Consider the following 24,642-nt stretch of genomic DNA (forward strand, 5'->3'; position numbering starts at 1 on the left):
TAACCCCCTGTAAGAGTAATCTTACCGTAAATTGTGAGGAGAAATCACATGAAAATGAAAAAAGTATTGTGCTCGTTGGTAGCTGGTGCAGCTCTTCTAGCACTCGCAGCTTGTGGATCTGGCGGAGGTTCAAAAACAGAATCTTCTAGTGGAAATTCAGGTAAAACAGAAATCACTTGGTGGGCCTTCCCAGTCTTTACTCAAGAGAAAGCTGATGATGGCGTAGGAACCTATGAAAAAACTATTATCGAAGCCTTCGAAAAAGCCAATCCAGATATCAAAGTTAAACTAGAAACCATCGACTTCAAGTCTGGCCCTGAAAAGATCACAACGGCTATTGAAGCAGGAACTGCTCCAGATGTGCTCTTTGACGCTCCAGGCCGGATTATTCAATACGGTAAAAATGGTAAATTGGCTGACTTGAACGACCTCTTTACAGAAGATTTTGTAAAAGATGTCAACAACGACAATATCATCCAAGCTAGTAAAGCTGGCGACACTGCCTACATGTACCCAATCAGTTCAGCACCATTCTACATGGCGATGAACAAGAAGATGTTGGAAGATGCAGGAGTTCTAGACCTTGTCAAAGAAGGCTGGACAACAGACGACTTTGAAAAAGTCTTGAAAGCCTTAAAAGATAAAGGTTACACACCAGGATCCCTCTTCAGTAATGGTCAAGGTGGAGACCAAGGAACTCGTGCCTTCATTGCCAACCTTTACGGTGGTTCTGTTACAGATGAAAAAGTAACTAAATATACAACAGATGATCCTAAATTCGTCAAAGGTTTGGACAAGGCGTCTAAATGGATTAAAGACGGTTTGATGATGAACGGATCTCAATTCGACGGTGGAGCAGACATCCAAAACTTTGCGAATGGTCAAACTTCTTACACTATCTTGTGGGCGCCTTCACAAAACGGTATCCAAGCTAAATTGTTGGATGCAAGTAAGGTTGAAGTAGTAGAAGTGCCATTCCCATCTGACTCAGGCAAGCCAAAATTGGAATACCTTGTCAATGGATTTGCAGTCTTCAATAATAAAGATGAAAAGAAAATTGCTGCTGCTAAGAAATTTGTACAGTTCATCGCAGACGACAAAGAATGGGGTCCAAAAGATGTTGTGCGTACAGGAGCCTTCCCAGTTCGTAGTTCATTTGGTAAGTTGTACGATGACAAACGGATGGAAACCATCAGCACTTGGACAAAATACTACTCACCATACTACAATACGATCAACGGTTTTGCAGAAATGCGGACCCTATGGTTCCCAATGTTGCAATCTGTTTCAAACGGGGATGAAAAAGCAGAACCAGCTTTGAAGACCTTTACTGAAAAAGCAAACGAAACCATTACGAAAAAATAATCAGTCTATGAAGCAGACCTAAGTCTTTCATAGAAACGAGAATTTGCAGGCCCCTTCGAATCCGTATTTCTCTTTTTGGAATGGAACGAAGGGGTCTTCATTCTTTCTGGATCTTCTTTTCTTAAGTCGTAAGATATGTTTAGAAAAGAAAATAGAAAAAGAACACTAGGAGGTGCCTTACTGTGAAGGTAAACAAAATCCGAATGAGGGAGACACTCGTTTCCTACGCATTCCTAGCACCCATTTTAATCTTCTTTACGGTCTTTGTCCTAGCACCCATGATCATGGGCTTTGTGACAAGTTTCTTCAACTACTCGATGACATCCTTCAAGTTTGTCGGTTTAGAAAATTATTCCCGCATGTTTGCGGATAAGGTCTTTGTGAAGTCCTTGATCAATACCGTCATCATCGTTATCGGATCAGTTCCGATCGTCGTATTGTTCTCCTTGTTTGTGGCTTCTCAGACCTACCATCAAAATGCTATTGCGCGTTCCTTCTATCGTTTCGTCTTCTTCCTTCCAGTTGTTACAGGGAGTGTAGCGGTAACGGTTGTATGGAAATGGATCTATGATCCACTATCAGGGATTTTGAACTTTGTATTGAAATCTGGACATGTCATCAACCAAAACATTTCTTGGTTGGGGGACAAACACTGGGCTTTGATGGCCATCATCATTATTTTGTTGACCACTTCAGTTGGTCAACCGATCATCCTCTACATCGCTGCTATGGGAAATATTGATAATTCCCTCGTAGAAGCCGCGCGTGTGGATGGTGCGACAGAATTTCAAGTTTTCTGGAAGATCAAATGGCCAAGCTTATTGCCGACAACCCTTTATATTGCGATCATTACGACCATTAACTCTTTCCAATGTTTCGCCTTGATCCAATTGTTGACATCCGGTGGTCCTAACTACTCAACAAGTACCCTTATGTACTATCTCTATGAAAAAGCCTTTAAACTCTCTGAATATGGTTATGCCAACACCATGGGTGTCTTCCTTGCGGTGATGATTGCTATCATCAGTTTTGCGCAATTCAAGATCCTCGGAAATGACGTAGAATACTAAAGAAAGGAGCCTCAGATGAAACCAACACAAAAGAAACCCATCACTGCCTTTACAGTGATTTCAACGATCATTTTGCTCCTTTTAACAATTTTGTTCATTTTCCCATTTTATTGGATCTTGACAGGGGCATTTAAGTCTCAACCAGATACGATTATGATCCCACCTCAATGGTGGCCAAAGACACCAACTATGGAAAACTTCCAACAGTTGATGGTGCAAAACCCAGCCCTACAATGGTTGTGGAATAGTGTCTTCATCTCCCTTGCAACCATGCTTTTGGTATGTATGACCTCGTCCTTAGCTGGCTATGTCTTGGCTAAGAAACGCTTCTATGGGCAACGAATTCTCTTTGCCATCTTCATTGCAGCTATGGCCCTTCCGAAACAAGTTGTCTTGGTCCCATTGGTACGCATTATCAACTTTATGGGAATCCATGATACCCTTGCGGCCGTTATACTACCATTGGTTGGATGGCCATTCGGGGTCTTCTTGATGAAGCAATTTAGTGAAAACATCCCAACAGAACTCTTAGAATCTGCTAAGATCGATGGTTGTGGAGAGTTGCGGACTTTCTGGAGCGTTGCCTTCCCAATTGTCAAGCCGGGATTTGCAGCCCTTGCCATCTTTACCTTTATCAACACCTGGAACGACTACTTTATGCAATTGGTAATGCTGACCTCTCGGCAAAACTTGACCATTTCCTTAGGGGTAGCAACCATGCAGGCCGAAATGGCCACCAACTATGGCTTGATCATGGCTGGGGCAGCTCTAGCTGCAGTGCCAATCGTTACGGTCTTCCTCGTCTTCCAAAAATCCTTTACACAAGGGATTACTATGGGAGCGGTCAAAGGATAAGTCGTCTGCTTGGACAAACGATAGTTGTGTACAGATCGGTTTGCTAGGCTGAGAAGTATCGAAAGGATGAGAATATGATATTTGATGATTTAAAAAACATCACCTTTTACAAAGGAATCCACCCCAATCTGGATCAGGCCATTGACTTTCTCTATGAGCATCGGAAGGATTCTTTTGAATTGGGGAGATACGATATCGATGGGGATAAGGTCTTTCTCGTCGTTCAAGAAAATACCCTCAACAAAGCAGAAAATGATCGCTTTGAACACCACAAAAGATATGCCGATTTGCATTTATTAGTAGAAGGGCATGAGTTTTCGAGTTATGGATCTCGTGTGACAGGTGAGGCTATCGCATTTGATGAAGCATCGGACATCGGTTTTGTCCATTGTCAGGAGTCTTATCCGCTTCATCTAGGCTATCATAATTTTGCGATTTTCTTTCCAGAGGAGCCTCACCAGCCCAATGGTTATGCAGGGCAAGAAGATATCGTGAAAAAATATTTATTTAAAATTGCGATCGATTGATCATGTTAGAAAGGAGTGTCTATGTCATCTAGGGGGGCAGGATTGATCAAATCCGTCTTTAACACGGACAATGTAGTGATGCGCATCAGTGAGAAGGTGCTCGACTTGGTAACCGTTAATCTTTTATTTGTGCTAAGTTGTTTACCAGTTCTCACGATTGGAATTGCGAAAATTAGTTTGTATCAGACGGTTTTTGCCATTAAGCACCAGCGTCGTGTTCCGGTGATTCGTAGTTATGCGAAGGCTTTTCGGGACAATTGGAAGATAGGCTTGCAACTAGGAAGTCTGGAACTGCTTATTGCAGGTATTTGTCTCTTTGATTTGTTCTTATTTTGGGGGCAAACTTCCCTAGCTTTCCAAGCTTTAAAGACCATTTGTTTAGGCCTCTTTCTCTTTCTTGTGTTTATCTTATTGGCTGCTTATCCGATTGCAGCCCGTTACCAATTGGATTGGAAAGAGTGTTTGCAAAAAGCCATGATTGTGACAGGCTTGCATTTTCCTTGGTTCTTCGTCATGGGAAGTGCTCTCTTACTTCTATGTATGGCTCTTGCAAGCTCAGTCTTAGCTTTCCTATTGGGACTCACGATCTTTTTCTTGTTCGGTTTTTCAAGCTTGGCTTATGCACAAGTTGGATTAATGGAAAAGATTTTCGCCCATTACCAAGAATAAAATGAATTCAATAGTGACAAAAGGAGAAAATATGTCAGATTTAAAAAAATATGAAGGAGTCATCCCTGCTTTTTATGCCTGCTATGATGACCAAGGGGAAATTAGCCCGGAGCGGGTGCGTGCTCTCGTAGAATATTTTATCGCGAAAGGTGTGCAGGGGTTGTATGTCAACGGATCCTCTGGCGAATGTATCTACCAGAGCGTGGCCGATCGCAAGCTGATCTTGGAAGAAGTCATGGCAGTAGCTAAAGGAAAATTGACCATCATCGCTCACGTAGCCTGCAACAACACCAAGGATAGCGTGGAATTGGCACGACATGCAGAAAAACTAGGAGTGGATGCCATTGCGGCCATTCCGCCGATCTATTTCCGCTTGCCAGAATACGGTGTGGCCCACTACTGGAATGAAATCAGTGCAGCTGCCCCCCATACAGACTTTGTCATCTACAATATCCCGCAATTGGCAGGGGTCGCTTTGACACCGAGTCTTTACAAGGAAATGTTGAAAAATCCACGGGTGATTGGGGTGAAAAATTCTTCGATGCCTGTTCAGGACATTCAAACTTTTGCTTCTTTAGGAGGCGATAACCATATCGTCTTTAATGGTCCGGATGAACAATTCTTAGGTGGCCGTCTCATGGGAGCACATGCTGGGATCGGTGGGACCTATGGTGCTATGCCAGAGCTATTCTTGAAGCTCAATCAGCTAATTGCTGAGAAAGACTTAGAGACTGCACGTGCCTTACAGTTTGCCATCAATGATATTATCGGAGTCTTGACGTCTGCTCATGGCAATATGTATGCGGTCATCAAAGCGGTTTTGCGCATCAATGAAGGTTTGGACTTGGGATCTGTTCGCTCCCCTTTGACGCCAGTAGTAGAAGCGGATCAAGAAGTGATTCAACGTGCTGCTCAACTCATTCAGGACACAAAAGACAGATTCCTTTGATCAAAGGAGGTCTAGATGAATCCATATGTTGTAATTGATATCGGAGGGACCAGTATCAAGTATGGTCTAGCCGATGCAAAAGGGCAACTCCTAGAGACCCATGAAATGCCAACGGAGGCCCAAAAAGGAGGACCTCATATACTTAAAACAACAAAGGAAATTGTAGCCCGTTATTTGAAGAAGCATGCCTTGGCAGGGGTTGCGATATCCTCAGCTGGGATGGTGGATCCGGATAAGGGAGAAATCTTTTATGCTGGGCCACAAATTCCCAACTATGCAGGAACCCAATTCAAAAAGGAAATAGAAGAGACTTTTCAGATCCCTTGCGAGATTGAAAATGATGTTAACTGTGCCGGTCTTGCAGAAGTTACAACAGGTCATGCAAAAGGCTCGAACAATGCTGTTTGCTTGACGATTGGAACAGGGATCGGTGGTTGTCTCTTGCTGGATGGTCAGGTTTTTCATGGCTTTAGCAATTCAGCCTGTGAGGTTGGCTATCTTCATTTGCCAGACGGCGCCTTTCAGGATCTAGCTTCAACGACGGCTTTAGTCGAGTATGTGGCAGAACATCATGGTGATCCTGTGGAACAGTGGAATGGTCGCCGGATCTTCAAGCAGGCAACTGAAGGAGATAAAATCTGTATGGCTGGAATTGATCGGATGGTGACCTATCTTGGAAAAGGATTGGCTAATATCGTTTATGTGGTCAATCCGGAAGTCATCGTTCTTGGAGGGGGAATTATGGCTCAGGAAGCGATCCTGAAACCTAAAATCTATCAAGCTCTGTGTGCGGAACTGGTTCCTAGCCTAGCAGATAAGATCCGTTTAGAATTTGCTCACCATCAAAATGCTGCGGGTATGTTGGGGGCCTACTACCACTTTAGACAAAAACATGGAACATAAAACAAGTCGCACTGACGACTTGTTTTTGCTTCATCACAAAAAGCATGAAAGACGAAGAAAACCTTATCTTTCATGCTTTTTAAATAGGGAGACTATATTATGATTTTCGAGAACGTTGACTAGAAAGCTTTTTGTTTTCCCAGTAGCTATTAAAGACAATTTCCTTTTGTTCTCGGCTTTTATTAAGGAAATGGGCATAGATTAAATCGACCACGATGAGGAGTGGTAAAATCGCAGAGATACGATCGATATAGGTACTACTAGGAAGGGGTGCGGCTGGTAACACTTCTGTGAATCCTTGATGGATGGCAGCGGGATTAGCGGTCACAAGAACCGTTTTAGCCCCTTTTTCTTTCGCATTCAGAAGACTGTCTGTAATGGAGTTGGTGCCTCCTGACAATGAGAAACCGATGACTAAACAAGAGGAATCGAGAATACTGGTCGTCCAAGCAAAGCCATCTTGATCAGTCAGGGCTTCACAAACGACGCCTAGTCGCATAAAGCGCAATTTCATTTCTCGAGCGACTAAACCGGAACTACCGATCCCGAAGAAATAGACTCGGTCTACTTGATCGATTAGTTCAGCTACCCGATCTAATTGGGAATCTTTTACCAGACTTTCAGTGACGTTACTGATATGGTGGTAGCGTTGCAAGACACTGAGAGTGAGTTCGTCATGCTCTTGCACCTGTTTTTGATTCTTTGTTTCCTCATTAAAATGATAGACAAACTCCCGATAGCCGGAAAAACCACATTTTTGAGAGAAACGCGTTAAAGCTGCCTTTGAAACATGGAGTAACTCCGTTACACGAGAAGAGGACAGGGAGTGCTGTCGTGCTTCGGATGATAAAAAATATTGGGCAATGTCGCGTTCCATATCTGTTAACTCAGCTTCATGGCTGGCGATAATGGCGCGTAAATCTTGATCTTGTTTCACAGCAATCCTCCTTTCTCACGAGATGAAATAACAGGATGCTCCTATAATATATTACACATTATAACATGGGTAACCGCTTTATTCAAGTAAAAGAAATCAAGAAATACTGAAACTAGGAACAGGATATGCGAAAAGAAGAGAACGCTACCAATCCTGGCAGTAGTGGCTTGTTGGTTATCCACAATTTTCTGAAAATTTCCGGTTGGGCCTGAACAAACGATATGAATTGTGGTATAATTTAAGATAATTGTACTGTTGTTGGAAGAACAATGGTTGAATAAGGAGGTGTGACGATGTCGAATGCAACACTCGAGATGATGCAAGAGATCGAGCAAGCTGCTCAGGGCGTGATCGTAGGCTATGAAGCTCAAGTTGAACAAATCCGAACGGATTCGCGCGATCGCCTTGCAACAGTGGCACAGCATTACGATGAGGAAACCAAGCAATTGGTCACAGAGGCAGAAAAAAACGCCCAGGAAAGACTCGTCCGTTTAACGAAAGATCTGGAAGAAACGGTTGCGCGCAATGATGCCAAGGTACAAGAGGCGATGACCGATAAGCGAGCTGGGTTAGTTGAAGCCATTGTAGAAAAGGTGGTAGCAAGCTATGGCCGTTAGTCAGATGCAAAAACTGTCCCTCATCTTGCCCAAAGATGACTTGGACAGTCTCCTACTAGCGCTACAGTCTGAGGCGAAAATCCAGATTTATGACCTAAGTGAACAGGAAGAATGGCAGGCTGCCTTTGAGGCAAATACCTTGTTTCAACCCTTGACAGAGGACAATCGTCAAGCCTTGGTAGAGCTGCAAAAACGTCAAGAACAAGTTGAAAAAATGATTCAGACTCTGGAGCCCTACATGCCTGAGAAAAAGGCCCTGCAAGCTCTAAAGGAAGAACCCTTAAGTTTGTCTTTTGATGACTTGCAGGCCCACGGGATGATTCGAGATGAGGCTCTTCTATTGACCAAGTTGAAACGCCAATTGCGCGTGTTAGACAAGGCTCGTCAGAAGATTGCGGATGCAAAGGGAGAGATAGAGCGCTTAGAAAAATGGCGACCGTTAGAGGTGACGCCAGCTGCTCTCGCTAATTTTCACTATGTGCATGGCTTGATCGGGACGATTCCGAATAGTGATACAGACGCTGTTCGTTCTTCCTTAAAAGCTCATCCAGAGCTGGAGTTAGAAGAAGTCTTTACGTCTGAAACCGAACACGGTTATGTCATCTTGTATCGTTCGGGAGACCGTGTAGCTGTTCAGGAGCTTCTGGAAGAACATGGGTTCAAAGAATTGGACTATGAAGAAGAGCAGGTCCCGGCCGCCTACTTGGATCGCCTAGAAGGGGAAATCAAAGAACAAGAAGCTGTAGTTGCAGCAACCCTAGCCGAGTTGCAAAACTCCCAGAAGGAGTTGGACCAGCTTAAGTACCAGATGGATTACTTGCTGAGTTCGGGAGCTCGTGAGGAAGCCAAGTCGCTTCTTGCCAGCACGCAAAGCTTGGTAGCCCTAGAGGGTTGGATTGAAACCTCCCAAGTGGCCTCATTGCGAGACTTCTTGCAAGAAGGTTTTGGTTCTCGGGTCTTACTAGAGACGCGCGATGTGACGGAAAAAGATTGGGATGACGTTCCGATCCAGTTGCGAAATAATGCCTTGGTAGAACCCTTTGAATTAGTCACAGAGATGTACGCCCTGCCTAGGTATTACGAGAAAGATCCGACACCGATCGTTTCTCTCTTCTACTTTGTTTTCTTTGGCATGATGGTTGCAGATATCGGTTATGGACTGTTGCTAACGGTAGCGACAGGCTTTGCCCTTAAAGCCTTTAAGCTCAAGCCTAGTACAGCCAAGAACCTTCGTTTCTTCAGCCTCCTTGGAATTTCAGTTGCCCTTTGGGGTGTGGTCTATGGCTCTTTCTTTGGATTTGAGATGCCTTTTGCCCTGATCAGTACGACCAGCAACGCCATGACCATCCTGATCCTCTCAGTGGTCTTTGGTTTTATCACCGTCTTAGTGGGCCTCTTCCTAGGAGGAATGAAAAATGTTCGCCTCAAAGACTACACCGAAGCCTATAATGCTGGCTTTGCTTGGGTCTTGATCCTACTTGGTTTAATGCTTCTAGCAGTAGGCAATATCTTGCCAGGGATGAGCCTTCTAGTTCCGATCGGCAAGTGGCTGGCTATTTTAAACGCCATTGGGATCTTGATTGTTTCCATTGTCAGTGCCAAGAAGCTGTCCGGTTTAGCTTCTGGTCTCTTTAACCTCTACAATGTCAGTGGGTATGTTGGAGACTTGGTCAGCTTCACCCGTTTGATGGCCTTGGGCTTGTCTGGAGCGAGTATCGGTTCAGCCTTTAACCTTATTGTCAATCTCTTTCCACCGCTTGGACGGTTTACGGTAGGGCTTCTGCTCTTTATCGTCCTACATGCCATTAATATGTTCCTGTCCTTCTTGTCAGGATATGTGCATGGAGCCCGTTTGATCTTTGTGGAGTTCTTCGGTAAGTTCTACGAAGGAGGAGGCAAGCCATTTCGTCCTCTCAAACCTTCTGAACGCTATATTAAAACAAAAAAATAAGTATTATCTTTAATAAATAGGAGTATATTCATGGAATCTTTAGCATCATATTTTTCAGCCCATGGGGGCGCCTTCTTTGCAGCATTTGGTGTGGCGATCGCCGTTGCACTTAGTGGAATGGGATCTGCCCTTGGGGTTGGTAAAACGGGTCAAGCAGCAGCAGCGCTCTTGAAAGAACAACCTGAAAAATTTGCCCAAGCCTTGATTTTGCAATTGTTGCCAGGTACACAAGGTTTGTACGGTTTCGTTATCGGGATCTTGATCTGGTTGCAAATTAAGCCAGATATGCCACTTGAAACAGGGGTTGCTTACTTCTTTACAGCTCTTCCAGTTGCGATCGTTGGTTATTTCTCAGCAAAACACCAAGGAAATGTTGCGACAGCAGGGATGCAAATCTTGGCCAAACGCCCTGAAGACATGATGAAAGGGGTTATCCTTGCGGCCATGGTTGAAACCTACGCCATCTTGGCCTTCGTTGTGTCCTTCCTATTGACCCTACGCGTCGGCTAAGAGCTAGCTTTGATGGATTCGCCTCGCGAGGCGAAAAACACAAGACGCATGCAATAGGAGAAAAACGATATGGATGAACAAACCCAATTAAAGGATTCGATCTTGGCCCAAGCCCATGAAAAAGGGCGTAAACTCTTAGAAGAGGCCAAGGAAACCATCCTAAAAGAAGAGACTGCGCAAGAAGAGCGTTTGATTCAAGATAAACTCAATCAACGCTCCGAGCAGCTCAAGCGGATTCAACGTCAATTGCAACGTGAAACCCAACAAATCGAAAATAAAAAACGCCAATCAACCCTTGTCACCAAGCAACGCGTCTTAAAGGATCTCTTTGCAGATGCTTATGAAGCGATGGTGGCTTGGCCCCTTGAAAAGGAAATGCAGTTTGTAGATGCGGTCTTAGATCGCTATCAGGGACAAGTTGTGACCCTGACCTTCGGTGCGGTGAGTGCTAGCAAATTTGATTCAGCAGCTCTCGAGAGATTGAAGCAGACGCATCAGAATGTGACAGTTGCAGATGCAACGATCCCAGCTCAAGCAGGCTTTGTCCTGTCGGTTGGGAAGATTGATGACAACTATCTCTACCGTGATTTGGTGGATTCCATTTGGGAGCAAGAAAGCTACCAGATGGCAGCCAGCATTTTCACAGATGAAGAGAACTAGGAGGTTGCAATGAGCGAACGGACCTATTCTCAAGTCAATACAGGAATCAGCGTACGTGAGGCTAGTTTTGTCAGTCCCAGTCAGTTCGAGCAGTTGCTTGCAAGTCCCTCCAGTGAGAGTCGAGAAGGCTTGCTACAAGGGACGCCTTATGCTTTAGACAGCCACGAGATCAAGGATTTATCAGCCCTTGAAGCCCGCCTGATGACAGCCTTGTTGGCAGAATACCAATGGGCTTTTGAGGTAAGCCCTCAGTCAGATCTGGTTAGCCTCTTCACCTTGAAATACACCTATCATAATCTCAAGGTTTATCTAAAACACAAGGCGACAGAGCGCAAGTTAGGGCACTTATTGATCCCTATCGGTCCTTATTCTCTCGATGTGCTCGAGCATTTGGTGGCGACCTTTTCTGCGGAGCATTGTCCGGCTTTTATGGCGGAAGAAGTGGCTGCAACCTGGCAAGAATTCCAAGACTATCAGGACTTGCGAGTTCTCGAAATTGGGATGGACTTAGCTTATTTTAAACACCTAAGATACATAGGGGACAGCCTAGATCATCCGATTCTGAAGCAGTTGGTGGACGTGACCATTGACTTTTACAATGCGATTACAGTTAAGCGGGCCTTGGATCAGCAAAAACCGCATAGCTTTATGCACCAATTACTCTCAGATGAAGGGAGCCTCAATGCCTATCAGGTGATCGACCTGCTAGAATCCGGTCAGTGGTTGACCTGGTTTTATCAAGTTAATCCACTGGAGTACGATCTCGCCTTAGAGACTTATGAAGAAAAGATGCGCACCGGTCAACTAAAGACCGTAGAGTTGGAGTATTTAGAAAGCTTGGTGAAATTCAGTCTTCTAGACGCTGGCCGTTTTGAAGTCGATGGACCACTCCCTCTTGTTCGTTATCTTTACGGGAAAGAGTTAGAGGTGACCAACCTTCGTTTGGTCCTCTCTGGTTTGGACAATGGTTTTCCGCTAGCAGACATCAAAGAAAGGATGAGACCGATTTATGGACAAACAGACCTATAAGATCGCAGTTGTGGGCAATCGGGACGCCATCCTTCCTTTTCGCCTGATTGGCTTTCAAACCTATCCGGTCACAGAGCCACAAGAAGCGATCAATACCCTGCGAAAACTCAGTCGGGAAAACTTCGGGATTATCTACCTGACAGAGGATATTGCTCAGGCTATTCCAGATACAGTGGCTTTTTACGACCAGCAGCTGACTCCGGCTCTGATCCTTATCCCGACCCATAGAGGAACTACGGGACTGGGCCAACAGCGGATTCGTGATAATGTCGAAAAAGCAGTAGGACAGGATATTTTATGAGAACAAATGAATTTGGCCAAGCGATTGGCGATGCACTGCCGGATTTTACACCGGGGCGTCTGCCAGCTATTGAGCGGATCGAAGGTCGCTATACCGTGATCGAGCGCCTCTCAAAAGAAAAACATGGAGCAGATCTTTATCAGGTCTACGGGCCGGACTCTCCAGCAGCTATGTGGACCTTTCTGTTCAAAGGCCCTGCCCGTAATGAAGAGGAGTGGGACCACTTATTAGATGATCTCATGACAGCCCAAGGTCGCTTTTACTATGCGATTGTAGACAAAGATTCAGGCAAGGCTTTGGGGACTTTCTCTCTCATGCGGATCGATCAAGCCAACCGGGTGATCGAAGTCGGAGCAGTGACCTACTCACCAGCGCTCCAACAGACTCGCATGGCTACAGAAGCCCAGTATCTCTTAGCGCGCTACGTGTTTGAAGATTTAGGATACCGCCGCTATGAGTGGAAATGCGATGCCTTAAACCAAGCATCTCGCAAAGCAGCTGAGCGCTTAGGGTTCACCTATGAAGGCTGTTTCCGTCAGGCTGTTGTTTATAAAGGTCGTACCCGTGATACAGACTGGTTGTCTATCATTGACCAAGAATGGCCAGAAATCAAACAGCGACTAGAAGCTTGGTTGGATCCAAGCAATTTCGATGCCAATGGCCAACAAAAGCAATCTCTAAGAGAGATAGCACAAAAGTAAAACAAAGAAACAAAGGATTCCCAGGAGGAATACATGACTCAAGGAAAAATTATCAAAGTTTCCGGTCCCTTGGTGGTTGCATCAGGGATGCAGGAGGCCAATATCCAAGACATTTGCCGGGTCGGCGATCTTGGTTTGATTGGCGAAATTATTGAGATGCGGCGTGACGAAGCCTCTATCCAAGTATATGAAGAAACGTCTGGAGTCGGTCCAGGAGAACCAGTGGTCACAACCGGAGCTCCCCTTTCTGTTGAATTGGGACCAGGTTTGATCTCTCAGATGTTTGACGGGATCCAACGCCCCTTGGAACGCTTCCAAGAAGTGACTGCCAGTGACTTTTTGGTTCGTGGGGTGCAAGTTCCAAATCTAGATCGGGACACCAAATGGGCCTTCGAACCAAGTGTGACTGAAGGGACAGAAGTGGTCGCTGGAGACATCGTCGGTACCGTTCAAGAGACCAATATGGTGGAACACCGCATCATGGTACCCTTTGGTGTCAGTGGACGTGTGACCAAGATCGCAGCAGGTTCTTACACAGTAGAAGAGCCGGTTTATGAGATCGAGCAGGCAGATGGCAGTTTCTTTACTGGTACTTTGATGCAAAAATGGCCGGTTCGTCGAGGCCGTCCCTTTGCACAAAAACTGATTCCAGTAGAGCCTTTGGTTACCGGTCAACGGGTCATCGATACTTTCTTCCCTGTGACTAAAGGTGGAGCTGCAGCTGTTCCGGGTCCTTTCGGAGCTGGGAAAACAGTCGTGCAACACCAGGTGGCCAAGTTTGCCAATGTAGACATCGTAATTTACGTTGGTTGTGGGGAACGTGGAAATGAAATGACGGACGTTCTGAATGAATTTCCAGAATTGATCGATCCAACGACTGGTCAATCCATCATGCAACGGACTGTTCTGATCGCCAACACTTCGAACATGCCAGTAGCGGCGCGGGAAGCTTCCATCTACACAGGGATTACCATTGCCGAATACTTCCGCGATATGGGCTACTCCGTTGCCATCATGGCGGACTCTACTTCTCGTTGGGCAGAAGCTCTCCGTGAAATGTCTGGTCGTCTAGAAGAAATGCCAGGGGATGAAGGCTACCCAGCCTACCTTGGTAGCCGGATCGCCGAATACTACGAGCGTGCAGGTCGGGTTAAGACGCTTGGAACTACTGCGCGCGAAGGCTCGATTACGGCGATCGGTGCCGTTTCCCCTCCAGGTGGAGATATCTCAGAGCCGGTGACCCAAAACACCCTGCGGATCGTTAAGGTTTTCTGGGGACTGGATGCTCAATTGGCGCAACGACGACACTTCCCAGCCATCAACTGGTTGAGTTCTTATTCCCTTTACCAGGATGAAGTCGGTCGCTATATCGATTTACATGAACAAATCAGCTGGTCTGAAAAAGTGACCCGTGCTATGAACCTGTTGCAAAAAGAAAGTGAATTGCAAGAAATCGTTCGCTTGGTTGGTTTAGATTCCTTGTCTGAAAAAGACCGCTTGACCATGAATGCGGCCAAGATGATCCGCGAAGACTACCTGCAACAAAATGCCTTTGATGATGTCGATACCTATACCTCTTTCAGCAAGCAGGTGGCCTTGTTGACCAACATTTTGACCTTTGACCAAGAAAGTCAAAAAGCACTAGAATTAGGAGCTTACTTCACAGAAATCATGGAAGGAACCGTAACTCTTCGAGACCGCATTGCCCGGAGCAAGTTCATCCATGAGGATCAGTTGGCAACTATTCAAGCCTTGAAAGAAGAAATCGTAGAAACCCTACACCAAATCGTCGCAAAAGGAGGAGTAGACAATGAGCGTGATTAAAGAATACCGTACTGTCAGTGAAGTTGTTGGCCCCTTGATGATTGTCGATCAGGTCGAGGGGGTTCACTACAATGAACTCGTAGAAATCAAGCTCCATGACGGAACGACCCGCCAGGGACAAGTCCTCGAAGTCCAAGAAGACAAGGCCATGGTCCAGCTCTTTGAAGGATCTAGCGGGATCAATTTGGAAAAAGCCAAAGTCCGCTTTACCGGACGTCCCCTAGAACTTCCTGTGTCTGAAGACATGGTCGGACGCATCTTTAACGGGATGGGCAAACCCATCGATGGTGGTCCGGAGATTATCCCAGAGAAGTACTTGGACATTGATGGACAAGCCATCAACCCTGTTTCGCGGGACTATCCGGATGAATTTATCCAGACAGGGATCTCAGCCATTGACCATTTGAATACCTTGGTTCGGGGCCAAAAACTCCCAGTATTCTCAGGTTCTGGTCTTCCTCACAAGGAGTTGGCGGCTCAGATTGCTCGTCAAGCGACGGTTCTTAATTCTGAAGAAAACTTCGCCGTGGTCTTTGCGGCTATGGGAATCACCTTTGAAGAAGCCGAGTTCTTTATGAACGACCTTCGGGAGACAGGTGCGATTGACCGCTCGGTCCTCTTTATCAACTTAGCTAATGACCCCGCTATCGAGCGGATTGCCACTCCTCGGATCGCCTTGACAGCTGCCGAATATTTGGCCTATGAAAAAGACATGCACGTCTTGGTTATTATGACCGATATGACCAACTACTGTGAAGCCCTTCGGGAAGTATCCGCTGCCCGCCGGGAAGTTCCAGGTCGTCGGGGTTATCCAGGTTATCTCTATACCAACCTCTCAACCCTCTACGAACGTGCAGGACGCTTGGTTGGAAAGAAAGGATCTGTGACCCAAATTCCGATCCTCTCTATGCCAGAAGATGACATCACCCACCCCATCCCTGACTTGACAGGCTACATCACCGAAGGTCAGATTATTCTGTCCCGCGATCTCTACAATAGTGGTTACCGCCCACCGATCAATGTTCTTCCATCCCTTTCTCGTTTGAAGGACAAGGGTTCTGGTGAAGGCAAGACTCGGGAAGACCATGCGGCGACCATGAACCAGCTCTTTGCGGCCTACGCCCAAGGAAAACAAGCCAAAGAACTGGCTGTAGTGCTTGGGGAATCTGCCTTGTCAGATACCGACAAGCTCTATGTTAAATTTACAGACCGCTTTGAGCAAGAATACATCAACCAAGGTTTCACTACCAATCGGACGATTGAGGAAAGTTTGGATCTCGGTTGGGAACTCTTATCCATCCTTCCACGAACAGAGCTTAAACGGATCAAGGATGAGATGATTGACAAGTATCTGCCAAACAAAGAGGATTAGCCTATGGCACGATTAAATGTAAAACCAACTCGGATGGAGCTCAATATTCTCAAAGAGCGCCTCAAGACAGCAACCCGGGGGCACAAGTTGCTCAAGGATAAGCGGGATGAACTCATGCGTCGCTTTATTGAAGCTGTGCGAGAGAATAATCGTCTGCGCCAAAAGGTGGAGGCAGCGCTGGTGGGCAATATGCAAGATTTCGTGATGGCCAAGTCCTTGGAGAGTGACCTCATGGTAGAAGAAATCTTTGCCGTTCCCACTCGAGAAGTGATGCTACACATCGAGGAAGAAAATGTCATGAGTGTGCGCGTGCCCAAGCTCCATGCCCGTATCGATAATCCATACGGAGATGATGAAGGGGACGTGGTTTATAGCTACCTCGCCTCCAACAGTCAAATGGATAGCACGATCCAAGAAATGGGGGATCTACTCCCTGATTTGCTCAAGTTAGCGGAAATCGAAAAAAGCTGCCAACTCATGGCAGATGAAATCGAGAAAACCCGCCGTCGAGTGAACGGACTCGAGTATGCGACCATCCCAGACCTCAAAGAGACTATCTATTATATCGAAATGAAACTCGAAGAAGCCGAACGCGCCAACCTCGTCAGAATCATGAAGGTAAAATAAGATACAAAGAGTTGTAGGCGTGTTCAATTACTTAAAAAAGACAAGAACCTCATCGAGGAACCGCTCCTTGATGAGGCTTTTTTTGCGCCCTCGAACTCTTCTTCCAGGACCCTAATTTTATGTTACTAGTTTGTAACAATGTGACAAGAAAGACGAAATGTTACAAGAAAAATACAGTTTTGTTAAATAGCCAAAAAGGCCTTTTATTATTTTTAAATTGTGATAAGATAGTATGGTAGTTAATTTGTCCAAGAAAATCTTGAGCAAAAAAACAAAGAAAAAAGAGGATAAAAGATGAAATTAAAAGTTAATACGAAAGCCTTGATCGCTTCAACAGTAGCTCTTGCAGTGATTCCATTTACAAAAGCCACTGCAGAAACACTTGAAGATTGGGTAGCTCGCTCAGTAGATGAAATCAAACATGATATCCAACAAAGCGGTGAAAACCAACAAACTTATACCATCAAATATGGTGATACATTGAGTTCGATCGCAGAAGCGCTTGGAATCGATGTTCATGTGTTGGCAAACTTAAACAACATCAGCAACATGGATTTGATCTACCCAGGTACTGTATTGAAAACAACAGTAAATGATCAAAAAGAAGTAACTTCAGTTGAAATCCAAACTCCTCAAGCAGGTGCGACAGATGCAACCGTTGCAAGTGCTGACTTGACAACAAACCAAGTGACAGTTGATGACCAAACAGTCGCTGTCAACGATTTGTCTAAACCAGTAAACGAAGATAACAAAGCTGTTCCAGTAGCTCCAGCAGCGGAAACTCAAGAAGCCCCAGCGGAAGCTCCTGTAGTTGAAGTACCAGCAGCAGAAACACCAGCACAACCAGCTGTTCCAGAAACACCAAACTACGGTGCTCCAGCTGTCAATGTTGAAGTACAAAATCAAGAAGTAGCGCCAGCTGCTCCTCAATCTGCTCCAGCGGAAGCTCCTGCTGAAACACCAGCTTCTGCTCCTGAAGCTCCAGCAGCACAACCAGCAGTAGAAACTGCTGCAGCACCTGAAGTGCAACCAGTAGCATCAACTCCAACAAGCGGAAATACTATTCCAACTGATCCAAATCTTCAACCTCAAGCGGAAGCTTTCCGTCAAGAAATTGCAGCGAAATTCGGTATCACAAACATCGGTGGTTACCGTGAAGGGGATCCAGAAGACCATGGTAAAGGACTTGCAGTAGACGTGATGGTTCCAACAAATTCAGAGCTTGGAGATCAAGTTGCACAGTATGCGATTGATAACATGGACCGTGCAGGTATCTCATATATTATCTGGAAACAACAATTCTACATGCCAGTAAATAACATTTACGGACCAGCTAATACATGGAACCAAATGCCGGACCGTGGTGGAGATACAGCAAACCACAACGACCACGTACATATCTCATTTAACGGATAATAAAACTTTGAACTAGGACAAGTGCCTAGTTCTTTTTTTGTATGCACAAAAAAGGCTGGAAGACGAATCTTTCAGCCAGACGATGATTATAAAATATGATCGACTTTTTCCACCTGATAAAGGGCAATCGCCATGATAATGGTTAAGACCAGGAGCATAAGAATGGCAGGTGTCCAAGAGTGGAAGAGAGATTTGCTGTAGCCGAAGAGGATGGGACCAAAGGCTGCAAAGACGTAGCCTCCTGTTTGGGCAAGACCGGAAAGTTGAGCTGTTTTTTCAGGTGTGCTGGATTTCATAGAGAAAGCGACCATGAGGTAAGGGAAGAGCGAACTAACGGAACTTCCAATCAGGGCATTTAATACCAACCAGTAGAAGAAGTTGCCAGTCGGGATTAAGAGCATGGCTACCCCCAGAATCCCTGCTCCGACAACAATCGTCAGCATCAAGCGTCGATTGCGATCGGATAACCGTGTCGTTAAACTTGGGATCGTCAAGGAGAATGGGAGACTGATCAGGGTGAACACGGAGGCCAGTAGTCCAGATTCAACCTTTGAAAGGCCAGCTTGAACAGCCATGGTCGGAAGCCAGGTCATACTTGTGTAGAAAAGCAGTGACTGCAAGCCTCCAAAAATCATGATAGCCCAAACATATTTATTGGTATACCACTTGCTACTAGATTCTGTAGTAGCCGTCTTTTTTAGATGGTGGTTGTAGCGAAGGTTAGGAATCCAGATGACCAAAGCAAGAGCACACAAGGCTGTCAAGATGTTGACCAAACCTTGCCAAGAAGTGGCTTTGGTGATCGGAACGGCCACAGAAGAGGCGATCGCTGTGGACATCCCCATAGAAGTAATGTACAAAGTGGTCAGAATGCCTAGTTGGCGGGGTCTGTTCGCCTGAATCAGGCTTGGAAGCAGCACATTGAGAAAGGCGATGCCAGCTCCAATCAAGATGGTTCCCAGATAGAGGAAGGGGAGATTGATAATCCGAATGGCAGATCCGATCGTAATCGCGATCAAAACTAGGAAAAAGAGGCGCTCAATCCCCAACTTTTTAGCAAATTGAATCGCAAAAGGTGAGAAAATGGCAAAGGTGAGAAGTGGCAAGCTAGTCAATAGTCCCAGAGAGCTCACATCAACCCCCAAACCAGCTGCGATGTCAGACAAGACCGTCGGAAGCGTAGTAAATGGTGTTCGTAAAACAATCCCAAGCATAATGATGCCCGGGATGAATAGCGTAGAATGTGTTTTTTTCATAAATCCTCCTCAGACAAAAATTCTCTTCATTATAACATAGATCGAGTATAAATTGGAGTATTTGTACAAATGAAGGGTAAGGAACGTAGTTCTCACTCCCATAGAAAAAGCCACCGGTTTTGGTGGCTCTTATAGGGAGATTATTATGAAAAAGTTTAGGATTTTCTATCAAACAAAGTTAGGAGGTCTTTATTTGATGGTTTTATTATAAGGCGGTTTGCTTAAAGAAATCTTAAGAAAAGGTTGTGTTTAAAAAATAGGTCTTAAGTCTGACAAAATGCATTAATCATCATTCCAAACAGTAAAATTACTTATTCCATTCTAAGGAACGTAGTTCTCACTGCCGTTCGAACTGCATCCATGTACCTAAGCTCGTCTAAGCCCCTATTGGACTTGACTCACTAAGAATAGGTTAGTAATAATTGTATAACGCAGTGGTTGATTGGTATCTTTGTTCGCTCTTATAGCTCCAAAGATAACCTAATCAACTGTGCGGGGGTGAGACAACGAACAATTTTAAATAATTGTTCTGTCTCACTCCCATAGAAAAAGCCACCGGTTTTGGTGGCTCTTATAGGGAGATTATTATGAAAAAGTTTAGGATTTTCTATCAAACAAAGTTAGGAGGTCTTCATTTGATGGTTTTATTATAAGGTTGATTTCTTAAAGAAAACTTAAGAAAAGACGCTGTTTATAAGAATCGGTCTTAGGTCTGATATTTTTTTACAACAGAAACTATTTAGAATTTTTTCTAAATAGAGTTGACAAAGCCATCCGAAAGTACTAGAATCTATTTAGAAAGAAATCTAAATAGATTGGAGAAGATAGAGAATGAATTTTGCGCAAACATTTAAAGCTTTATCGAATCCGATAAGAAGAAGTATCTTAGAGCTGCTAAAGGCAGGGAAATTATCCGCTGGCGATATCGCTGGCCACTTTGATGTAGCAGGAGCGACCATTTCCCATCATTTAAGCCTCCTCAAGCAGGCAGATTTAATTCGAGAGGAAAAAGAGAAGAATTTTATCTACTATGAACTCAATACTTCTGTCTTGGAGGATTTAATGGTCTGGCTCGTTGATTTGAAAGGAGACTCTACTGATGAAAACGAATAAAAAACTATTGCTATTAACTTCTATGGTGATCCTTTTCCCCATGCTTTGGGGGCTGATGATTTGGTCGCAATTGCCTAACCAAATCCCGATTCATTTCAATTTTGCTGGCCAGGCCAATAACTTCCAATCGAAACCCCTGGTTGTGTTTGGTCTTCCTATTTTCGATCTCATGGTGCATCTGTTTATGATCTTTATGATCGGACGTGATCCTAAGAATAGCGCTATGAATGAAAAAATGATTAGAGCGATTTACTGGTTGACCCCAATCGTTTCCTTAAGTACCTCCTATCTCATTTATAGCAAGGCGCTAGGATCTACTACCAATCCATCTGTTTTTGTTTCGGTGTTGCTGGGTCTTATCTTTGTGATCATGGGCAATTACATGCCTAAGTTGAAAGTGAATCACACGGTTGGAATCCGTCTGCCCTGGACCTTGCAGAGTGAAGATAACTGGCACAAAACCCATCGCTTGGCAGGGAAGTTGTGGGTCCTCGGAGGCTTGATCCTTCTGCTTGAAGCAGGCCTTCAATTCGCCCTTTCTTATGTTTTGGCGCTGGTCATCCTCGCCATTGTCCTTATCCCTGTGATGTACTCTTATCAATTAAGTCGGAAAAATCGTTAGTATGAAAAACAACCAGAGAAGAAGCCAGTCGGGAACGGTTTCTTTTCCGGTTGTTTTTGCTTGTTCATCGTTTCAAATTTAAAACTTTCAGGAAAATACTTATTTTTCGGAAAGAATCTATTAGGAGCTGATATACTATGCTATACTATATATAGCAGTTTATCTTTTTTTGAAAATTTAGGTTATGGTTTTTATGAGTAAAAAAATTCTCTTTATTTTATAGTTTACGAGGTGAATAAATTAAGAAAAAAATATATTTGAAGGGATGGGTAGGATACCCTATTTTGATACAATAGGGAAAAATGATTCGACTCTAATATCGTTTAAAAAACTGAAAAATTTGGTTGTGAAGGAGTGACATATGCAAGAATTTACAAAGATAACTATTGAAAAAGACTACTTACCTTATAGGAAGATAGAACTAAATTGGTTGAAGAAAGAAAGCAATCCGGATACTGAAATACTCAGAAGTATGATTATATTTGGAAGAAATGGAACAGGGAAAAGTACTATTTCTAAATCTATTTCTAGTTTAAGAGACATAAGTGAGGATATTACCCTTATTAATGAAAAAAATAGAGTGAGTAACACGATAAATATTACTGATAGAGATAAAGAAACTATATTTGTATACAATGAAGAATTTCAAAATGAAAAAGTAACTTTTATAGAAAATGAAAGATTTGAAGCAATTGTTCTTATTGATGATCAAAAAGATTTAATGTCGAAAATAGCGTTAAACAAAAGTGAAGTAAAAAGATTAGAGTCTAAATTGACTCAATATAACGATGCTCTTTCAACTGCTGAAAATGACATAAAAGAAAGTATTGTAGGCACGAAAAAATCAAGGTGGAAGAGTATTTTTAGTGAATTAAATGATAAAAATCCATACTTTAATGCTAGTTTAATAAATAGAATTTCTAGTTCTGTATCTTCAAGATCAGTGGTAGAATTAGGGGAGAATCTTAGTAATCTGATAAAAGAAATAGAATCAGCTAAGAATGAAAAAAGGATTAACAGATGTTCGGAAGTAGAAATTCCCATTAATGAAATAAAAAACAAATTAAAAATTATTGCTGAGCCAGTTAGTATGATAGAGCTAACCGAGAGAGAGAATCAGATTATTGAAATACTTGGAAATAATGTTGACAGTAGTATAGAAAAAACAGAAAATATATTAAAAGGGAATTCAAATAATTGTCCAACATGTTTTCAGGAAATCAACGAGGATTATAAACGAGATACTTTAGCTCAATTAAAATCTGTTTTGAAAAAACAATTGTTAAATAATGAGATATCTGAACATATTGAATGTATAGATCAAGTTATTAAAATATCTGAGCTTATAATTGCAGAATTAGATTTTGTAGATTTAGATAAAAGAATAGAAGAAGATGTAAGAATAAGTTTGAATAAATCAATAGAAGATTTGAAATCAAAGCTTAATCTAATGATTAAGAAGCTGAAGGATAAGAAGAGTAATGTATATAGGACCTCTGACTTTAATGACGAAACTCTTTTTAAAGCTAAAAATGCTTATGATGTATCATTATCTAAATACAATAGAGCTTGTGATGAGTATAATATAAGATTTAATAAACTTGATGAAAATATTAAAGAAGCAAATAAGCTGAATGATAAATTAGCTTATAAAGAAACAGAGAATTTTTGTAAAGAATTATTTGAAAATAGAGAAAAAATAAATAAAGCTGAGAAATCAATAGAAGAGTTAAATGAGGAAATTGTAAAAGATGAGCAGTCGGTAAAAAATACTACTTTAGCTCTTAACAATATTAATAAACAATTGGGTAGAGTGTTTTATGAATCTGAGCGATTAAAATTAGAACAGGAAGATGGATTTTATTATGTTTTATCCAGAGGTAAAAGGACAAAATTAAGTAGTTTATCTACTGGAGAAAGAAATGCAATTGGTTTGTGTTACTTTTTTTCTATAGTCAATCAAAATCAAAATGTTGATAATCAATATAATTTACCACTTTTAATAGTTCTTGATGATCCGGTATCTAGTTTTGACCATGAGATTAAATTAGGAATATATAGTCTGCTTAGAGGAGAAATTGAGAAAATTGGTATTGGTAATGAGAATAGTAAGATACTGATACTAACTCATGATAGTGATGTCTATTATAATTGTTTTAAAATATTTGAAGATATCTTAGATGCTGATGGGAAGAGAGTTTTTAGAGATAATCAGATTAAATTAAAACAATTGAATTCTATGACTGGTATAGAGACAGCTGAGAAAGAGGAAAACTTCTATTCTACGCAACTTACAAAAATATATGACTTTGCTTGTATTGAGGATGAGGAATGTGATTTTGCAAAAGAATTTTCTCCATATATAGGTAACGTTATGAGACGAGTGTTGGAAGCTTTTTCCACATTTAATTATCAAAAAGGGATATCAGAGTTAAGTTCGAATGAAGTATTATTAAGTGAATCGATTGATGATAGAGAGGAGAGAGAGCTTCTAAAATCTCATATGTATAGATTGCTTTTGAATGGAGAAAGCCACTATTCAGATAAAATTTATGGAATAACTGAAAGAGATAGAGAAGTATTGTTGACAATTAAACAAAAGATTCAAACAGCTAGATTTGTATTAGTTCTTTTATATAGTCTTAATCCAATTCATCTTAAATACCAAATCAATAATTTAGATCAAACAATATTAGAAAGATGGAAATCGGATCTTATAGGTAGTAAAAAATAAAGATACCATTTCTACTCATCATAAAGTTGAAAAAGTTTCTCCTTTTAAAACAATTTGAATGAAATTTTTTCAAATTATTTAAGTAAGTGAAGTACGTTTAATGTTGTTATACTATGATTCTGAAATATGTTAAAATACTTCTCTATCAAACCAGGTCTTAAGAAAGCTCGTAAAGCATCACAATTATCAAAACGTTAATCAACACGCTTATATCAACGTTTACAGACATTTAAGAAATTTCTCTTGGATGTCTTTTTTTGTCTAGCTAAATTTTACAAATTGGGCAATTTAGGTTACTCAATAATATAAAAAAGATAAAAATTTAAAGTTCGAATTTTAATTTTAAAAAAAGTAATTATTATTGAATATCTGTTCAAACATTTTTTCTTTTCTAAGGTTAATATAAGTATATATACTTTAAAAAAGGAAGTCAAACATCTTGCTCATAGATTTTTGCATTTTTAAAAAATACATTTTGTCATATAATAATGTGGAAAATTGACGGATTCCTTACATAATCATATAATATGAATATGTAAACCCTTACATACTATTCTACTTATACTTGATAAAATGCAAGTTCTTGAGGATCTATAAATATATAGACACTCTTCTATTTATAAAGTGAAATAAA

At 42.5% G+C, this 24,642-nt stretch carries 23 protein-coding genes; 21 read left to right on the top strand and 2 right to left on the bottom strand.

All coding sequences use genetic code 11. The features are described 5' to 3' along the window. Window positions 1-48 precede the first annotated feature (48 nt). The 7 genes from RIN70_RS00450 to RIN70_RS00480 all read left to right on the top strand — a co-directional run bounded on the left by RIN70_RS00450 (window position 49) and on the right by RIN70_RS00480 (window position 6,338). Window positions 49-1,365: an ABC transporter substrate-binding protein gene (locus tag RIN70_RS00450; RefSeq protein ID WP_313790602.1), complete on the top strand. Its 1,317-nt coding sequence runs from the start codon at window positions 49-51 to the stop codon at window positions 1,363-1,365. A gap of 182 nt (window positions 1,366-1,547) precedes the next feature. Further along, window positions 1,548-2,435 carry a carbohydrate ABC transporter permease gene (locus tag RIN70_RS00455; protein WP_003009412.1) on the top strand — a complete coding sequence of 296 codons (888 nt, stop codon included), beginning with the start codon at window positions 1,548-1,550 and terminating at the stop codon, window positions 2,433-2,435. A 15-nt stretch (window positions 2,436-2,450) separates the two neighbouring features. After that, window positions 2,451-3,290 (top strand): carbohydrate ABC transporter permease, encoded by an 840-nt coding sequence (locus RIN70_RS00460; RefSeq protein ID WP_009731989.1) that lies wholly within the window; start codon window positions 2,451-2,453, stop codon window positions 3,288-3,290. Window positions 3,291-3,364: 74 nt separating this feature from the next. Further along, window positions 3,365-3,817, top strand: coding sequence for a NanQ anomerase/TabA/YiaL family protein (locus tag RIN70_RS00465; protein ID WP_156671603.1), 453 nt, complete (start codon window positions 3,365-3,367; stop codon window positions 3,815-3,817). A gap of 21 nt (window positions 3,818-3,838) precedes the next feature. After that, window positions 3,839-4,486, top strand: coding sequence for a DUF624 domain-containing protein (locus tag RIN70_RS00470; RefSeq protein WP_313790603.1), 648 nt, complete (start codon window positions 3,839-3,841; stop codon window positions 4,484-4,486). A gap of 31 nt (window positions 4,487-4,517) precedes the next feature. Beyond that, the gene (locus RIN70_RS00475) at window positions 4,518-5,435 is read left to right on the top strand and encodes a dihydrodipicolinate synthase family protein (RefSeq protein WP_313790604.1); all 918 of its coding nucleotides are present in this window, start codon (window positions 4,518-4,520) and stop codon (window positions 5,433-5,435) included. 15 nt (window positions 5,436-5,450) lie between these two features. Then, a complete protein-coding gene (locus tag RIN70_RS00480; protein ID WP_313790605.1) occupies window positions 5,451-6,338 on the top strand; it encodes an ROK family protein in 888 nt (295 codons plus the stop codon). Window positions 6,339-6,435: 97 nt separating this feature from the next. On the opposite strand, the gene RIN70_RS00485 is transcribed toward RIN70_RS00480, so the two are convergent. Continuing rightward, complete coding sequence (locus tag RIN70_RS00485) at window positions 6,436-7,275, bottom strand: MurR/RpiR family transcriptional regulator (RefSeq protein WP_313790606.1); 840 nt, start codon at window positions 7,273-7,275, stop codon at window positions 6,436-6,438. 293 nt (window positions 7,276-7,568) lie between these two features. On the opposite strand from RIN70_RS00485, the gene RIN70_RS00490 reads away from it, so the two are divergent. The 11 genes from RIN70_RS00490 to RIN70_RS00540 all read left to right on the top strand — a co-directional run bounded on the left by RIN70_RS00490 (window position 7,569) and on the right by RIN70_RS00540 (window position 18,283). Then, complete coding sequence (locus tag RIN70_RS00490; protein WP_003015405.1) at window positions 7,569-7,892, top strand: hypothetical protein; 324 nt, start codon at window positions 7,569-7,571, stop codon at window positions 7,890-7,892. Further along, window positions 7,882-9,843: a V-type ATP synthase subunit I gene (locus RIN70_RS00495; RefSeq protein WP_313790607.1), complete on the top strand. Its 1,962-nt coding sequence runs from the start codon at window positions 7,882-7,884 to the stop codon at window positions 9,841-9,843. Before RIN70_RS00490 ends, RIN70_RS00495 begins: the two co-directional genes overlap by 11 nt. 30 nt (window positions 9,844-9,873) lie before the next feature. Next, a complete protein-coding gene (locus tag RIN70_RS00500; protein WP_003009435.1) occupies window positions 9,874-10,353 on the top strand; it encodes a V-type ATP synthase subunit K in 480 nt (159 codons plus the stop codon). Window positions 10,354-10,422: 69 nt separating this feature from the next. After that, entirely contained in the window at window positions 10,423-11,013 is a 591-nt protein-coding gene (locus RIN70_RS00505; RefSeq protein ID WP_049498129.1) for a V-type ATP synthase subunit E family protein, read from the top strand. A gap of 9 nt (window positions 11,014-11,022) precedes the next feature. Continuing rightward, on the top strand, window positions 11,023-12,042 hold the full coding sequence (locus RIN70_RS00510; RefSeq protein WP_313790608.1) for a V-type ATPase subunit: 1,020 nt from the start codon (window positions 11,023-11,025) through the stop codon (window positions 12,040-12,042). Further along, window positions 12,023-12,343 carry a V-type ATP synthase subunit F gene (locus tag RIN70_RS00515; protein ID WP_003009443.1) on the top strand — a complete coding sequence of 107 codons (321 nt, stop codon included), beginning with the start codon at window positions 12,023-12,025 and terminating at the stop codon, window positions 12,341-12,343. The genes RIN70_RS00510 and RIN70_RS00515 overlap by 20 nt, the downstream gene beginning before the upstream one ends. Beyond that, a complete protein-coding gene (locus tag RIN70_RS00520) occupies window positions 12,340-13,044 on the top strand; it encodes a GNAT family N-acetyltransferase (RefSeq protein ID WP_045760121.1) in 705 nt (234 codons plus the stop codon). The genes RIN70_RS00515 and RIN70_RS00520 overlap by 4 nt, the downstream gene beginning before the upstream one ends. Before the next feature lie 33 nt (window positions 13,045-13,077). Beyond that, window positions 13,078-14,868, top strand: a complete 1,791-nt coding sequence (locus RIN70_RS00525; protein WP_195623558.1) for a V-type ATP synthase subunit A — start codon at window positions 13,078-13,080, stop codon at window positions 14,866-14,868. Continuing rightward, window positions 14,855-16,240 carry a V-type ATP synthase subunit B gene (locus RIN70_RS00530; RefSeq protein WP_003002370.1) on the top strand — a complete coding sequence of 462 codons (1,386 nt, stop codon included), beginning with the start codon at window positions 14,855-14,857 and terminating at the stop codon, window positions 16,238-16,240. Before RIN70_RS00525 ends, RIN70_RS00530 begins: the two co-directional genes overlap by 14 nt. A gap of 3 nt (window positions 16,241-16,243) precedes the next feature. Continuing rightward, the gene (locus tag RIN70_RS00535; RefSeq protein WP_003002380.1) at window positions 16,244-16,867 is read left to right on the top strand and encodes a V-type ATP synthase subunit D; all 624 of its coding nucleotides are present in this window, start codon (window positions 16,244-16,246) and stop codon (window positions 16,865-16,867) included. 294 nt (window positions 16,868-17,161) lie between these two features. Next, window positions 17,162-18,283 (top strand): LysM peptidoglycan-binding domain-containing protein, encoded by a 1,122-nt coding sequence (locus RIN70_RS00540; RefSeq protein WP_134974813.1) that lies wholly within the window; start codon window positions 17,162-17,164, stop codon window positions 18,281-18,283. A gap of 86 nt (window positions 18,284-18,369) precedes the next feature. Here RIN70_RS00540 and RIN70_RS00545 read toward each other — a convergent pair whose 3' ends face one another. Next, complete coding sequence (locus RIN70_RS00545; protein WP_195424264.1) at window positions 18,370-19,539, bottom strand: CynX/NimT family MFS transporter; 1,170 nt, start codon at window positions 19,537-19,539, stop codon at window positions 18,370-18,372. 831 nt (window positions 19,540-20,370) lie between these two features. Here RIN70_RS00545 and RIN70_RS00550 point away from each other — a divergent pair. The 3 genes from RIN70_RS00550 to RIN70_RS00560 all read left to right on the top strand — a co-directional run bounded on the left by RIN70_RS00550 (window position 20,371) and on the right by RIN70_RS00560 (window position 24,008). Beyond that, window positions 20,371-20,652 (top strand): autorepressor SdpR family transcription factor, encoded by a 282-nt coding sequence (locus tag RIN70_RS00550; RefSeq protein ID WP_003009465.1) that lies wholly within the window; start codon window positions 20,371-20,373, stop codon window positions 20,650-20,652. Then, window positions 20,639-21,274, top strand: a complete 636-nt coding sequence (locus RIN70_RS00555) for an SdpI family protein (protein WP_313790609.1) — start codon at window positions 20,639-20,641, stop codon at window positions 21,272-21,274. Before RIN70_RS00550 ends, RIN70_RS00555 begins: the two co-directional genes overlap by 14 nt. Before the next feature lie 361 nt (window positions 21,275-21,635). Beyond that, window positions 21,636-24,008 carry an AAA family ATPase gene (locus tag RIN70_RS00560; RefSeq protein WP_195623561.1) on the top strand — a complete coding sequence of 791 codons (2,373 nt, stop codon included), beginning with the start codon at window positions 21,636-21,638 and terminating at the stop codon, window positions 24,006-24,008. Window positions 24,009-24,642: the final 634 nt, after the last annotated feature.

The organism is Streptococcus parasanguinis, from assembly GCF_032163505.1.
GTDB classification, from domain to species: Bacteria; Bacillota; Bacilli; order Lactobacillales; family Streptococcaceae; genus Streptococcus; species Streptococcus parasanguinis_V.